14 protein-coding genes are annotated in these 13,128 nt (G+C 58.2%); all 14 read left to right on the forward strand.

Going from position 1 to position 13,128, the window contains the following annotated elements; all coding sequences use genetic code 11:
* Positions 1–5 precede the first annotated feature (5 nt).
* The 14 genes from B5E41_RS20505 to B5E41_RS20570 all read left to right on the forward strand — a co-directional run bounded on the left by B5E41_RS20505 (position 6) and on the right by B5E41_RS20570 (position 13,053).
* Positions 6–473: a cupin domain-containing protein gene (locus tag B5E41_RS20505; protein ID WP_088395849.1), complete on the forward strand. Its 468-nt coding sequence runs from the start codon at positions 6–8 to the stop codon at positions 471–473.
* Positions 473–877 (forward strand): cupin domain-containing protein, encoded by a 405-nt coding sequence (locus B5E41_RS20510; protein WP_004129732.1) that lies wholly within the window; start codon positions 473–475, stop codon positions 875–877. Before B5E41_RS20505 ends, B5E41_RS20510 begins: the two co-directional genes overlap by 1 nt.
* Before the next feature lie 212 nt (positions 878–1,089).
* Positions 1,090–2,040 (forward strand): sugar ABC transporter substrate-binding protein, encoded by a 951-nt coding sequence (locus tag B5E41_RS20515; RefSeq protein WP_234705230.1) that lies wholly within the window; start codon positions 1,090–1,092, stop codon positions 2,038–2,040.
* A 59-nt stretch (positions 2,041–2,099) separates the two neighbouring features.
* The gene (locus B5E41_RS20520) at positions 2,100–3,635 is read left to right on the forward strand and encodes a sugar ABC transporter ATP-binding protein (RefSeq protein ID WP_040140042.1); all 1,536 of its coding nucleotides are present in this window, start codon (positions 2,100–2,102) and stop codon (positions 3,633–3,635) included.
* On the forward strand, positions 3,628–4,602 hold the full coding sequence (locus B5E41_RS20525; protein WP_040140044.1) for an ABC transporter permease: 975 nt from the start codon (positions 3,628–3,630) through the stop codon (positions 4,600–4,602). The genes B5E41_RS20520 and B5E41_RS20525 overlap by 8 nt, the downstream gene beginning before the upstream one ends.
* 7 nt (positions 4,603–4,609) lie before the next feature.
* The gene (gene araD / locus B5E41_RS20530) at positions 4,610–5,317 is read left to right on the forward strand and encodes an L-ribulose-5-phosphate 4-epimerase AraD (RefSeq protein WP_342588084.1); all 708 of its coding nucleotides are present in this window, start codon (positions 4,610–4,612) and stop codon (positions 5,315–5,317) included.
* Between the two features lie 7 nt (positions 5,318–5,324).
* Complete coding sequence (locus B5E41_RS20535) at positions 5,325–6,941, forward strand: ribulokinase (protein ID WP_040140046.1); 1,617 nt, start codon at positions 5,325–5,327, stop codon at positions 6,939–6,941.
* A gap of 43 nt (positions 6,942–6,984) precedes the next feature.
* A complete protein-coding gene (locus tag B5E41_RS20540) occupies positions 6,985–7,902 on the forward strand; it encodes a LysR substrate-binding domain-containing protein (RefSeq protein WP_040140048.1) in 918 nt (305 codons plus the stop codon).
* 423 nt (positions 7,903–8,325) lie between these two features.
* Positions 8,326–9,009 carry a GntR family transcriptional regulator gene (locus B5E41_RS20545; protein ID WP_040140051.1) on the forward strand — a complete coding sequence of 228 codons (684 nt, stop codon included), beginning with the start codon at positions 8,326–8,328 and terminating at the stop codon, positions 9,007–9,009.
* A gap of 88 nt (positions 9,010–9,097) precedes the next feature.
* Positions 9,098–9,985 carry an NAD(P)-dependent oxidoreductase gene (locus B5E41_RS20550; protein ID WP_064843728.1) on the forward strand — a complete coding sequence of 296 codons (888 nt, stop codon included), beginning with the start codon at positions 9,098–9,100 and terminating at the stop codon, positions 9,983–9,985.
* Positions 9,986–10,076: 91 nt separating this feature from the next.
* Positions 10,077–10,505, forward strand: a complete 429-nt coding sequence (locus B5E41_RS20555; protein WP_176439447.1) for a carboxymuconolactone decarboxylase family protein — start codon at positions 10,077–10,079, stop codon at positions 10,503–10,505.
* A gap of 79 nt (positions 10,506–10,584) precedes the next feature.
* Positions 10,585–10,968, forward strand: coding sequence for a hypothetical protein (locus B5E41_RS20560; protein WP_088395850.1), 384 nt, complete (start codon positions 10,585–10,587; stop codon positions 10,966–10,968).
* Positions 10,965–11,861, forward strand: a complete 897-nt coding sequence (locus tag B5E41_RS20565) for an alpha/beta fold hydrolase (RefSeq protein ID WP_064843734.1) — start codon at positions 10,965–10,967, stop codon at positions 11,859–11,861. Before B5E41_RS20560 ends, B5E41_RS20565 begins: the two co-directional genes overlap by 4 nt.
* Before the next feature lie 25 nt (positions 11,862–11,886).
* Positions 11,887–13,053 carry an ABC transporter substrate-binding protein gene (locus B5E41_RS20570; RefSeq protein WP_064843736.1) on the forward strand — a complete coding sequence of 389 codons (1,167 nt, stop codon included), beginning with the start codon at positions 11,887–11,889 and terminating at the stop codon, positions 13,051–13,053.
* Positions 13,054–13,128: the final 75 nt, after the last annotated feature.

The raw sequence follows: 13,128 nt of genomic DNA on the forward strand, positions 1-13,128 counted from the left end.
CTAAAATGCCAAAACTGCCAAGCTACTTCGGCAATTTCCCACATCCGCCCAGCGAAAAGAAGCCGGTCCATCTGACGCGCGATAGCTACAAGATGTTCATCTATACGGGGACGAAGCCGTACTCGAGCGACCTCAACTACCTGCTCGCCAGCACGGACCAGCAGACCACTGGCATCTATCAGCTCGCGCCGGGAAGCAACTTCTACCCGGCCGACATTCACGCGGGTGACGAGGTGTACTATGTCCTCGAAGGTGTTGTGCATCTCCTAAACCCCGAAACCGGGCAGACAGAGGAACTCGGACCCGGTGACGCGGTGCTTATCCCCAAGGGCGCTCCGCATCGCGGCTATAACTTCAGCGACAAGGCTGCAGTTATCCTGTTTTGCATCGCACCGCGTATCTGGGACGAGAATGGCCCTCCGACCGGCTATGACGGGCCGACGCGCCTCTATAAGCACGAAGGGAGAGCGTGATGAGCCTTGAGAAACTCGGAGCCTATCCAGTAGACGGCGCTCAGGCGCGCAAGAGGGGCGACCTGGTGAAGGTCGCAAAAAGCGATCGTCTGAACATCGTCTCCGGCCGCGATCATCCCGTTCTCATCCAGTTCTGCGTCAGCAACGATTACATGCACGTCGGAGAGCTGACTATCCCTGTGGGTGGCGTTGGACCGCGCGCGAGCGAACCCGACAGCCATGGAGGGGACGCAGTCTTCTACGTTCTGCAAGGCCCCGCAACCTTCTATTTGGCGGATACCGACGAAACCTTTCACATCCGTGACGGCGAGTCTTTCTTCCTGCCCGGCGGCATCAGCTACCAGTGCCTAAACTACGGCTCCAACCCGATCCGGATGGTCTTCACGATCGCACCGGGACTGTAAGCCGAAGATTTGAATTTCAGATTGCCAAGCTTCGCCGCGGACCCGTTCCGCGGTTGGGAAAACTTTGTCTTGTCACCACCAGGGAGGATCATGTGACAATTTTCAGACGGACGTTAATCTTCGGTGCTGCTCTCGGGCTCACCGCTTCGCTTTCCTTCAGCCCAGCGCTTGCACAGCAGTTGGATTATTCGAAGGTGTTTCCTGGCATCTTGATGGACAAGGACATCAAGCCCACAGGCCAGGAAGTCAAACCCGCTAAGAAGGATAACCGCCCGCTCAAGGTCGGCTTCCTGCCGACGGCGATGGACACCTACTATCAGCGTGTTCTGGCTGGCGTGAAAGAAGAAATCGATAAGCGCGGTGGCGACGGCACTATCCAGCTTCTCGTGCAAGCTCCGAGCAGCCAGTCTGCCACGGACGACCAGATCAGGACCATGGAAGCCTGGATCAACGACGGTGTAGATGCGATCGCGGTTGCCTTATACAACGAAGGCGCGTTGCTGCCCTCCATCCGGCGCGCCACCGAGGCGGGCATTCCGATCTTCCTCTTCAATTCACCCGTCGCCGACAACCCATATTATGTCAGCGACATCGGCTACGACCAGAGTGACGGTGGTCGTGCGCAGGCGCAATGGCTGGTTGACACCTATGGCGACAAGGAAGTCAAGCTCGGGATCCTGGAGGGCCTGCCCGGTCCGCATACGAGCCAGCGCATGAAGGGTTTCAACGAGGTCATCTCGAAGCACCCCAACTTCAAAATCGTCGCTCAGCAGCCGGCTGGCTGGGTGCGTGCCCAAGGCCTGTCGGTGACTGAAAACATGTTCACCGCCAACCCCGATATCGAAGTCCTCGTCGCGCTCTACGACGAGATGGCCCTTGGCGGTCTGCAGGCTCTCAAGGCTAAGGGGCTGAACGGCAAGGTGGCAATCGTCGGCTACGAAAATATGAAGGAAGCCAACGACGCGATCCTCACCGGCGACTTTGCAGCAACGGTCGACACCGGGGCCAAGGAAGAAGGTCGCAACATCATTCGAGCGGTGGATGAGTTCGTGATGAAGGGCACCGCCCTGCCGAAGAAGATCTTCGTGGCGCCCAAAACCTACGACGCGAAGAACATCAAGACCTTCGATCAGAACGACTACGTCTACGTCCAGCAGAAGTAGATGTGACAGTACGCGGCCCCGCCTCGCGCGGGGCCGCCCACTCAAGAAGGGCGACCTGAATGACAAACGCTCCGCTGCTCGAGATGAAAGGCATTGCCAAACGCTTCGGCAACACGAAGGCGCTTGATGGCATCGAGCTCGTACTCAATCCCGGCGAGGTTCTCGGCCTGGTCGGTGAGAACGGCGCAGGCAAGTCGACGCTCATGAAAATCCTCTCTGGTGCATATGCACGCGACGAAGGCACCATTGCTGTCAGAGGTAAGGTGGTCGATCTGAACAATCCCAAAGACGGGTCCAGGGCCGGCATCGCGATCATCTACCAGGAGCTGAGCCTGTTTCCGGACTTTGACGCCGCCGAAAATATATTCGCGGGCAGGGAGCTGCGCCACGGGCGTGCAAGTGCATCACCGCTTGACCATTCGGCCATGCGGGCAGCCGCCTCGCGTATCCTGAAGGGCGAGTTAGGCGTCGACGTACCTCTCGACAGGCCAGTTCGAGAGCTTAGCCTCTCGCATCGGCAGATGATCGAGATCGCCAAAGCCATTAGCAGCAACGCCGACATCATCATCATGGACGAGCCGACCGAAGCGCTCGAGGAGGTCGAACGCAAACAGCTGTTCGCCATCATCAAGAAGCTTCAGCAGGCCGGTAAAGCTCTCATATATGTGTCTCACCGGATCCAGGAACTCCTCGGCATCGTCAGCCGCGTGATGGTCTTGCGCGATGGCAGCGCGGTCGCAGACCTGCCCGTATCGGAGCTCGACGTAGACAAGGTCGTCAGTGCGATGATCGGCGGCTCTCTCGCAAAACAGTTTCCTCCCCGCGTCCCGGCAAGGTCCGAACCCTCGTTGGACGTTCGCGGTTTGACGAAAAGGGGTGTCTTCGAAGACATCACCTTCTCGGTAGCCCAGGGTGAAATCCTCGGCGTGACGGGTCTCGAAGGATCAGGCAAGAGCGCGCTCCTGCGGGCGATCTTTGGGCAGATCCCGCATGAGACCGGCTCGATTCTGATCGACGGAAAGCAAGCGGCGATTTGGGACCCGACGGACGCTATTCGTCAACACGTCGCCTTCTTGCCCGCCGAACGTAAAACCGAGGGGATTTTTCCACAACACAATGTCGGCTGGAACCTCTCTATCGCCAACCTTCGAACGCTCGGCAAAATCACGTTGATGCCGAAAAAGGAGCGCGAGATTGCCTCCGGCTACATCGCCAAGCTCGGCGTGAAATGCGACGGCCCCGGTGCCGACATCACATCGCTGAGCGGCGGTAACCAGCAAAAAGTCATGCTTGCTCGCTGGCTGCTCACCCAGCCAAAGGTGCTCATGCTTGAGGAGCCAACGCGTGGCGTCGACGTGCGTGCCAAGGCCGAGGTCTACACCCTCATCCAGGCTGCTGCGAAAGACGGCTGTGCTGTCATCGTGGTGTCCGCCGACAACGCGGAACTGCTTGGACTGTGTCACCGGGTCGCGGTCATGTTCGAAGGACGGATCTCGGCGGTCGTCGATGCGGCGACCTCCAAGGAAGAAACACTCGCTCTTCATTCGGTGAGGCCGCCGCAAGGCCATCATCTTCAGGGAGGTATCCATGGCTGATATTGCAGCTACACGCCCGCGCTCGCCCCTTACGCTCGCACGCAGCGGCGGCAATGCCGGCGTTTATCTGGCCTTCGTCGTTCTTCTGGTGGCGCTCGGCTTTGCCGCTCCGCGGTTTTTCACCTTCGGCAACTTGACTGACGTCCTTCGTCAGGCGGTCCCCATTGCCGTAATCGCGTTTGGAGCGACCTTTGTGATCGGGATGCGGGGCATCGACCTCTCCGTCGGTTCGACACTTGCGCTGAGCGGTCTTGTGACCGCAAACCTGATTGTGCTTGGCTATCCCGTTCCTCTGGCATGCGCAGGCGGGATTGCGGTCGGTGCGGTGATCGGACTGGTGAACGGCATCCTGATCACCAAGGTCGGGATCACGGACTTTATCGCCACAATGGCCATCATGGTCATCAGCCGCGGTATCGTGATGGTCTACACTCAGGGTATTCCGATCGTCGGAGCCTCCGACCCCGCCTTCCGAATGATCGGCCAGAGCTATGCCGGCGGTGTTCCTGTTCCGGTCATTCTGACCGCCATCGTCTTCGCGATCGCCTTCTACCTTCTCTATTACACGCGTTTCGGCCGTTTCGTTCTCTCGATCGGCAGCAATCCGGACGCTGCCCGGCTGGTCGGCATCCCCACGGACAAGGTCAAGATCGCCGTTTACGTGCTGGTCGGGGTCCTGTCGGCCTTCGCGGGCGTTCTGCTCACCTCGCGCCTTGAAGCCGCCATGCCTGAAGCCGGCCAGGGGTACGAGCTGGATGTCATAGCTGCCGTGGTTATCGGCGGAACGGGTTTGTCCGGCGGGCGCGCCACTCTTTTTGGAACCGCCGTAGGTGCCGTTTTGATGGCGGTCGTCCGCAACGCGCTCAACCTGCTCAACGTGAACACCTTCTGGCACCAGGTCGTCATCGGCACGATCATCCTGATCGCCGTGGCAGCCGATCGTTTCAGTCGCCGCCAAAAGGCCTGAGGAGACGATGATGAAATATTCCGAGCTCCGCAAGTCCGTTCTTGATGCAAATGCCGCGCTCTACGATAGCGGCCTTGTCATCTCGACGTTCGGTAACGTCAGCGCTATCGACCGCGAGAAGCGTGTTGTCGCCATCAAACCGAGTGGCTTTTCCTATAAGGCAATGCTGGTCGCAGATATCGTTGTAACCGACCTCGATGGCAATATCCTAGAGGGCACGCTGCGACCGTCGTCTGATCTCGATACGCACCTGGAACTCTACAAAAGCTTCAAGTCTATCGGTGCCGTGGTCCACACGCACTCGTTCTTCGCGACGGTGTGGGCCCAATCCGGCCGGGGTATCCCTGCCATGGGAACAACCCATGCCGACTATTTCAACGGAACGATCCCCGTTACTCGCAAGCTGCGCGACGACGAAATCATAGACGGTTACGTCCGCAACACGGGCAAGGTCATCGTCGAGGCACTCGGAAATAATGCGCCGCTCTCCGTCCCCGCAGCCCTGGTTAACGATCACGGTCCCTTCTGCTGGGGCAAGGACGCAGCCGACGCCGTTCATAACGCGGAGATGCTCGAGGCTGTCGCCAAGATTGCCTTCCACGCCCGGCAACTGAACCAGGACGATCCAGAAATTTCCGACGCTTTGCTGGACCTCCACTATCAACGCAAGCACGGCCAGTCGGCGACCTACGGCCAGCCAGACAGTTCCAAGTAGGATTATCATGTCGATTGTAGCAGGAGTTGATTTCGGAACTTTGAGCGTGCGGGTAACGCTGGCTGATTCCAAGAAGGGTTCCCTTGGAACCTGCGTCGCGGAATATCCTCTCGAGCGGCGTCGTTCCGATCCCGACCTGGCAACGCAGTCCCACGTAGATCATATGGAAGCGCTTGTGCTGGCGATGCATCGAGTGATCGACGAATGCGGCGTAGATTCCAAGGAGATCCGTGCGATTGCGGTCGACACGACGGGGTCCTCGGTGTTGCCTGTCGACAAAAATATGCAGCCTTTGGGGGACTACTACCTCTGGTGTGATCACCGCGCCAAAGCGGAAGCCGAAGAGATAACGGCGATGGCGCACGACATGCACATTGAAGCAATTGAATGGTGCGGCGGAACCTATTCCCACGAGTGGGGCTTTGCCAAGCTTCTCCACTGGATGCGCCACAATCCCGACCAGCGCGAGCGCTTTGGGACCGCCGTGGAACATTGCGACATGGCGGCCGCGGTACTCACCGGAGTGACCGACACGGCTCGCATGGTGCGCAGCGTCTGCGCCATGGGACACAAGTGGATGTGGAACCCGAAATGGGGTGGCTTGCCCTCGCAGGCTTTCTTGTCCCGCGTCGATCCGCTTTTCGACGGCGTGCGCGAGAAGATTGGCGGAACATATCAGACCTCTGCTTCGATCGCAGGTGGGCTCAGCACATACTGGGGCGAACGACTCGGCCTGACCCCCGGGATACCAGTTCCCACGGGTGCGTTTGATGCCCATTGGGATGCAATTGGCGCTGGCTGCCGTCTGGGGGACGTCGTCAATGTGATCGGGACGTCGACCTGTATCATTGCCGTTAGTGAACGTGTGAAGCTAATCCCCGGTGTTTGCGGCGTCGTCCCAGGGAGTGCACATCCAGACCTTGTGGGAGTTGAGGCAGGCCTGTCTGCGACAGGCGACCTGTTCGATGCAATAGCACGACGTGCCGGCACGACGGTGTCCAGGCTCGCTGAAGGCCTGGAAAGCATCGAAGGCGGAAAGACCGGTCTGATGCGTCTCCCCTGGGACAACGGGGACCGGACGGTTCTCGTCCGCTCCGACCTTGGTGGAATGACGCTTGGCTGGCATCTCGGCCATACAGCGCAGGACGAACTGTATGCCGCGATTGAAGGTACGGCTTTCCACACACGGGTTGTCCTGGAGCGGATGGAGCAGCACGGCGTTCCAGTGAACCGCGTCATTAATGGGGGAGGTATCCCGCAAAGGAACGACATCCTCAACCAGATCTACGCCAATGTTATAGGCAAGCCCATATTGGTCCCCGACGGTATTCCGACCGGTCTCGGTTCGGGAATATTCGCCGCTCTTGCATCCAAAGATCATGGATCAATCGAGAGCGCTCAGGCAGCCATGTGCGTGGGCTACAGAAAGTTTGAGCCTGATCCGAGCACGCGCGGACGTTATGAGACCCTCTATCAGCTGTTCAAGCAGGTCTATATGGGCTTTGGCACCTCGAGCCTCGCAGACTTCTCGCAAGTTCTCGGAGACATCAAGCGGATTGCTGCAGGTGAGAGTATTCGGTCCGAGTTTGGCCACCGTGCCGCGCGCAAGGTAGCATTGCTATGACCCGCTGTGCTCTTAGATCAGATGTCTATGGATCGAGAACGTGATGACGTCACTTCCATCCATTCGTGCAATACAGTCGTTCGTCGCAGCCGGCAGAAAGGGTTCATTTCTCGAGGCTGCTGCCCAGCTGCAGCTTACTCCGTCGGCGATCAGCCACCAAATCAGGCTGATGGAAGACGACCTTGGGGAAAAACTCTTTCACCGCATTGGAAGGAACGTGTCGCTCACCGAGATTGGCGAGCGATACCACCGTGATCTTTCAGAAGCGCTTTCAATGATTGAGCAGGCGACCGATGAGGTGTGCCGGCGCAACAGCGTCGACGTCCTGAGCGTCGGCTGTGCTTCAAGTCTGGCTTCGCTATGGCTTATGCCAAGATTGCCTCGGTTCGAAGAATTGTATCCCTCGATCGAAATCAGGCTTCTGTCGACATCGGATCCTGCAAAGTTGTCCGATGGCTCGGTCGATGTCGATATCTGCTACGGCAGCGCTCCTCGACTGGGCTCTATCGCGGCGGAGGAGTTCCCCCTTGAGACAATCGTCGTAGCCTGCTCTCCCGAGGTGGCGAATGGCGAGCGGCCCATACGCAAGCCATCGGATCTGGTGGGCCACACCTTAATCAAGTCGGAGCAGACGCTTTACAGCTGGCAACAATGGGCGAAGGACCACGGCTTGGCGATTGACGTCAATCGCGGCGCTCGATTTCGCGATGCGTTTATGGCGATCGCGACCGCTGTCGAAGGACGCGGCGTGTGCCTGGAGAGCTACCGGCTTCTTGAACGGGATGTGGAAAGAGGTAACCTCGTCCTTCCGTTCGGGATGACAGGCCCCAACCTTCGTTGCCACACGCTCACATATGTCCGCTCGCGGCTCAGATCAGAAAAGGTCAACGCGTTCAAGCAATGGCTGGAAAACGTATGGCTTGAAGACGCTGCCTCGGCTGAAATGCGGGCGCGAGGCTGATCGAACCTCTGACGGGCAGCAAGATCGTCCGGCGTTCTTTGAAACGCTGAGACAGCAATATGCGTGATGCCCAACCTTCTCTTAGCCATGCCTCGAGATTTTTTGAAGTTTTTGCGATTGCGAGGGGAGCGGCCACCGAGCGCGATATGCGCCGTCTTCTGTCCTTCTCACCAGTCTATGCGCTGACAACTTCAAGGCCATAGCTGTAGGACCGTGTCAGATCGCGCTCCGGGCGGCGCTATCCGCGACTTAAGAGCCCGCAAGTCTATGGCTGTCAGACACGACGAGCAGGCAAAGCTGTCGCGAAGAGATCAACCGAGACTGGCAGCTCTCAGACAATCTGGATTGATATTAAGAGCGAATGCCTCCATATGTAGAGAATGATTTAGCGCGGCGTGAGCCGATTACAGGTGTTGGCGGGCGATGCAGACAGACCTACAGATATCCAGACAAAGTGCGACGTTGCGCGTAAAAGTTGAGGAGACTCTACGTCAGGCGATAGCCAGTGGGCGATTTAAGCCCGGCCAGCGACTGGTAGAGCGAGAACTTTGCGAAATGCTGGGCGTCGGCAGGACCTCGGTTCGCGAGGCCATGCGACAGCTCGAAGCTGAAGGCATTATCACAAGCTATCCCCATAAGGGACCGGTCGTCAGTACGATCACCTACGAGGAAGCGCAGCAACTCTATACCGTTCGGGCTCTTCTTGAAGGATTCGCGGGCCAGCAGTTCGCTGAGCATGGCACTGCCGCCGACATAGCGACACTTCTAGCCGCGGTGGTCGAATTCGAAGCCGCCGCCGAAAGTGGCGTCGGTGCGCGCCTCATAGATGCGAAAAACGCATTTTACAACTGTTTGATGGACGGCAGCAAAAACGTGTTCGTAAGGCAAATGCTGACAGCTCTGCACAATCGGATCAATCTCCTTCGAATGACAACCATGACGCAACCGGGACGCCTTGCGCACAGCATTGCCGAAATCAAGGATATTGCGAACGCAATCCAGAATCGCAACGGGCCGTTGGCGGCGGCGGCCTGCAAATTCCATATCGACCAGGCTGCCAAGGTCGCACTTGAATACCTCCGGAAGAACGCAGCGCTAGAAACTTAAAATTTCGATTGACAGATTGTCTGATAATCTTTTTAATCCTCTCTGAAGGAAGGCGGGTTTCATTGCTCGCACGCGTCCGGAGGAAAAAATGTCATCGACACTCAACGCAACGCGCGTGGCCTTTATAGGGCTGGGCGCGATGGGCCAACCTATGGCTCAACATCTCATTTCGGCGGGCTTCGATGTCGTCGGTTTCGACCTCTCGAAAGACGCCAAGACAAAGCTCGCTGATGCGGGCGGGCGAGCCGCCGAAACGATTTCTGACGCCATGGTCGGGGCCAGTTTCGTGATCACCATGCTTCCGAACGGCAAGATCGTGCGCGAGGCGCTGCTGGGCGAAAACGCCTGTGGCGGCCTGAAGCAGAATGCCGTCGTCATAGACATGAGTTCGTCTGCTCCAAACGACACAAGGGAACTCGGTCTCGAACTTGCTTCTCGTGGCCTTCGGCTGGTTGACGCCCCGGTTTCCGGAGGCGTCAAGCGCGCCGTTTCTGGCACCTTGACAATTATGGCCGGTGGGGAGGATGCTGATATCGAGGAGGCCGAGCCGCTGCTGAAGGCAGTGGGACAACAGGTGTTCCGGACGGGGCCAGTTGGCTCGGGTCACGCGATGAAAGCGATTAACAACTTCGTATCCGGTGCAGGTGTGCTGGCGGCGATCGAGGGTGTCCTTCTTGGACGTGCCTTCGGCCTGGAGCCGGCGACGATCGTCGATATTCTCAACTCGTCGTCTGGAAAGAACAACGCCACCGAAGTGAAGATGAAGCAGTTCATCCTCTCTGAGACGTTCGGGTCGGGATTTGCCATTGGCCTGATGGCCAAGGATATCCGCATCGCCGCCGATCTCGCCAAGACGCTTGGTCTTCGCCTCGATGCTCTCGCCAGCACGGCAGACGCCTGGGATGCTGCACAGAAGGCGCTAGGCCCATCCGAGGACCACACCCGCATCATCCGATACGTCGAAGATCACAATTAGCCTCGGAAACTCGCGAATTCGGGCGAAACAGACAGATTGTCTGATAATCAGTTGATCTTGTCGTAGACAGTAAAGCTAGGAGCGTTGTCGAATGACCGCCACGAAAGAAACGAAAGTGAAAACACACGGCAAGGAGCGGCCTGTCCCTTCGGAACAGTTCGCTCAAGGGCTGGCGACGCGTCGTGAAGTCATGGGCGATGCCTATGTCGACGCAGCACTCGGTAAGGCGACCGACTTCACCTGGCCTATGCAGCAGCTCGTCACTGAGTATTGCTGGAACGAGATCTGGAATCGACCAGGCCTCGACAGGCGCGCGCGGTCCATTCTGAACCTTGGCATGATCTCTGTTCTCAATCGTCCGCATGAGCTCAAGGGCCACGTGCGCGGCGCGATCAACAACGGCCTTACCAAGGAGGAAATCCAGGAGATTTTCCTGCAGGTCGCGATCTACGCCGGCGTACCGGCGGGCATCGACAGCTTCCGAAACGCCCAGGAGGTCTTCAACGAAATGGGCATCTGAAGTCGCCGCCGCTGGGCGTGGCGGAAAATTTTGAAGGGCGTGGATCGGCCGCGCCGTTTTAACTAGGGAGGAGCCGAACTTGGCCATCGATCTCGAGAAGTTCAAAAAACTGGCGCTGGAGGACTTCGAGTTCAAGCGCGAAACCCGTTATCTCAACGGCATTATCAAATGCGATTTTCCGACCCGCAGCGTCGCACTCCACTTCGAAGACGGCAAGATGGTGAAGGTCGAAGAAGCCGCCTACGACGACGAGATGTGCAAGATCGTCATCCGGGGCACGGGTGAACAGTGGGATGCGCTTCTCCAGAAGAAGCCGCGGCCGTTTTATCAGTGCCTACAGTCGTCAAACATCAAACACGGTCTGTACCTTAGCAACAATAACGAAACCTTCGCGTATCTCCCTGCGCTCAATCGCATGACGAACCTGATGCGCGAAGCCCGCCCGGAAGGAGTAGCAGCATGACTAGGCATGATCCAATCACGGGCCGTTACGTCTACCTGACGATCGAAGGCATCGAATATCGCGTCTATTACGAGGAAGCCGGAGAGGGCATTCCCTTGCTTGTCGGTCACACGGCGGGCTCCGACGGCCGCCAGTACCGGCACACGCTCTGCGACGAAGACGTGACCAAGAACTTCCGCGTCATCGCGTTCGACTTGCCCTATCACGGGAAGTCTCTTCCTCCCCACGGCGTTCGCTGGTGGGAGAAAGAGTACAACATGACCAAGAAGTTCATGATGGATTTCCAACTGGAACTCTCTAAGGCCCTTGGTCTGGACCGCCCCGTTTATATGGGTAGCTCGATGGGCGGACATCTTGCTATCGATCTGGCATCGAATTACCCCGACAACTTCCGCGCTACTATCTCCGTCGAAGGCGCACTGCGCTCGGCTGCCGAATATGTCGATGTCGGCATGGCAGGCATTCGGAAAGAATTCGACAACCCAAACGTGAACCGCACCTCCATCGGCGCGGCCATGATGCTCAATATCTCGCCCTACTCACCAGAAGCCAATGTCCGCGAAATCCAATGGGAATATAGCTGCGGCGGTCCGGGCGTCTTCGCAGGTGACCTCTATTATTACTACTATGACCACAATGTCTCGCCCGAAGAGGCGAGCAAGATCGATACGTCGAAGTGCATGCTGTACTTCCTGACGGGCGAATACGATCCGAATACCTCCCCGGCCGACACCAAGATCGCCGCCGATCTCGTCAAGGGCAGCAAGTTCTGGACGATGGAGAAGCTCGGACATTTCCCGGTCACTGAAGACTACACCGAGTTCAGAAAATACCTGCTGCCGATCCTCGAGGAAATCCAGCAGGCATCCGCAACCAGGGCGAAGGTCGCCTGAAACAATCTCTTGGGAGGAGCATCCAATGAGACGGAGTTTAACCGGAACCATGGGGGCGCTGATCGCGGTCAGCGCCCTGACGACCACTGCTTGGGCTGACGGCGTCGACCAGCTCCCCCCCAACGAGAAGAAAATCTACGAGGTCGTCGACCCGCAGGTTCCGCTCGGAGCGAGCGCCTATAAGGACTTCAAGCCAAAGAAAGGACCGCCGTGGAAGATCGGCTACGCCAGTAGCTATGCCGGCAACACGTGGCGCGCAGCCGCCCTCGATGCCGTCATGAATGACCTCTTGCCGCGCTCCAAGGAAGCGGGGCTTGTATCTGAAGTCGTGGTCACTCAGTCCGACCTCAAGGACGCCGTCCAGATTCAGCAGATGCGCCAGATGGTTGATGATGGGGTCGATGCCATCATCATCTGCTGCTCGAACGTCACCGCCCTCAACCAGACGATCGAGTACGCCTATAAGGCAGGCGTTCCTGTTTTCTCGTTTTCGGGATACGTGACGTCGCCTTACGCGATCAACGGCGCTGCCAATCACGCGCAGGGCGGCGGCGAGATGGCGACCTGGCTCGCAGACAAGATCGGCAAGAAAGGCAACGTGCTTCTCGTGTCGGGCATCCCTGGCTTCGCCTCATCCGACAGCTTCGACAAGGCCGCCAAAGAAGCGCTGGCAAAGTATCCCGACATCAAGATTGTCGGCGAAGTGGCTGGCAAGTGGACCGACCAGGTAGCACAGGTCGAGGTGCAGAAATTTCTGGCGACGAACCCCATTCAGATTGACGGTATTCTGACACAGGGCGCGCAGGAGAACGGCGTGTTGAATGCCATGCTCCAGTCGGGTCGTGACATGGTGCCCATTACGCTGGGCGGCGAGGCTTCGGCGGCATGTTACTGGCGCCAGAATCCAGAATGGGTCGATGCTGGCTTCCATATCTGGCCGCCGCGCCGCGAGATGCAGCAGATGTGGGAGATCATGCTTCGCACGCTCGAAGGGCAGGGGCCGAAGGTACAGTCCTTCCTGCGCCCTGTCCTGCCGTTCACCATCGATGACGTTCGCGCTTCGATCCCCGAGGATTGCGATGTGAACTCGACGGATTTCGTCGAACCGAAGGCGGACGGATGGTTCCCAAGTGCGATTGCCGACCAGTACTTCGAGCGTCCTGCCGATCCCTGGAAGCCGGTAGCCAAGTAAGCCGGATCCGCCCGGTGGCTTAACTGCCGGGCGACCGTTGGAAGATCGTAAAAGCCGCCTTGGCGGACGTTGCGG

Origin of the sequence: Rhizobium esperanzae, assembly GCF_002204185.1 — a bacterium.
In the GTDB taxonomy this organism is placed as follows: Bacteria; Pseudomonadota; Alphaproteobacteria; order Rhizobiales; family Rhizobiaceae; genus Rhizobium; species Rhizobium esperanzae.

Bases quoted from the DNA above. Each gene is read 5' to 3' on its own strand.
- B5E41_RS20505 (WP_088395849.1), top strand. From the start codon at position 6: ATGCCAAAACTGCCAAGCTACTTCGGCAATTTCCCACATCCGCCCAGC.
- B5E41_RS20510 (WP_004129732.1), top strand. From the start codon at position 473: ATGAGCCTTGAGAAACTCGGAGCCTATCCAGTAGACGGCGCTCAGGCG.
- B5E41_RS20515 (WP_234705230.1), top strand. From the start codon at position 1,090: ATGGACAAGGACATCAAGCCCACAGGCCAGGAAGTCAAACCCGCTAAG.
- B5E41_RS20520 (WP_040140042.1), top strand. From the start codon at position 2,100: ATGACAAACGCTCCGCTGCTCGAGATGAAAGGCATTGCCAAACGCTTC.
- B5E41_RS20525 (WP_040140044.1), top strand. From the start codon at position 3,628: ATGGCTGATATTGCAGCTACACGCCCGCGCTCGCCCCTTACGCTCGCA.
- araD (WP_342588084.1), top strand. From the start codon at position 4,610: ATGATGAAATATTCCGAGCTCCGCAAGTCCGTTCTTGATGCAAATGCC.
- B5E41_RS20535 (WP_040140046.1), top strand. From the start codon at position 5,325: ATGTCGATTGTAGCAGGAGTTGATTTCGGAACTTTGAGCGTGCGGGTA.
- B5E41_RS20540 (WP_040140048.1), top strand. From the start codon at position 6,985: ATGACGTCACTTCCATCCATTCGTGCAATACAGTCGTTCGTCGCAGCC.
- B5E41_RS20545 (WP_040140051.1), top strand. From the start codon at position 8,326: ATGCAGACAGACCTACAGATATCCAGACAAAGTGCGACGTTGCGCGTA.
- B5E41_RS20550 (WP_064843728.1), top strand. From the start codon at position 9,098: ATGTCATCGACACTCAACGCAACGCGCGTGGCCTTTATAGGGCTGGGC.
- B5E41_RS20555 (WP_176439447.1), top strand. From the start codon at position 10,077: ATGACCGCCACGAAAGAAACGAAAGTGAAAACACACGGCAAGGAGCGG.
- B5E41_RS20565 (WP_064843734.1), top strand. From the start codon at position 10,965: ATGACTAGGCATGATCCAATCACGGGCCGTTACGTCTACCTGACGATC.
- B5E41_RS20570 (WP_064843736.1), top strand. From the start codon at position 11,887: ATGAGACGGAGTTTAACCGGAACCATGGGGGCGCTGATCGCGGTCAGC.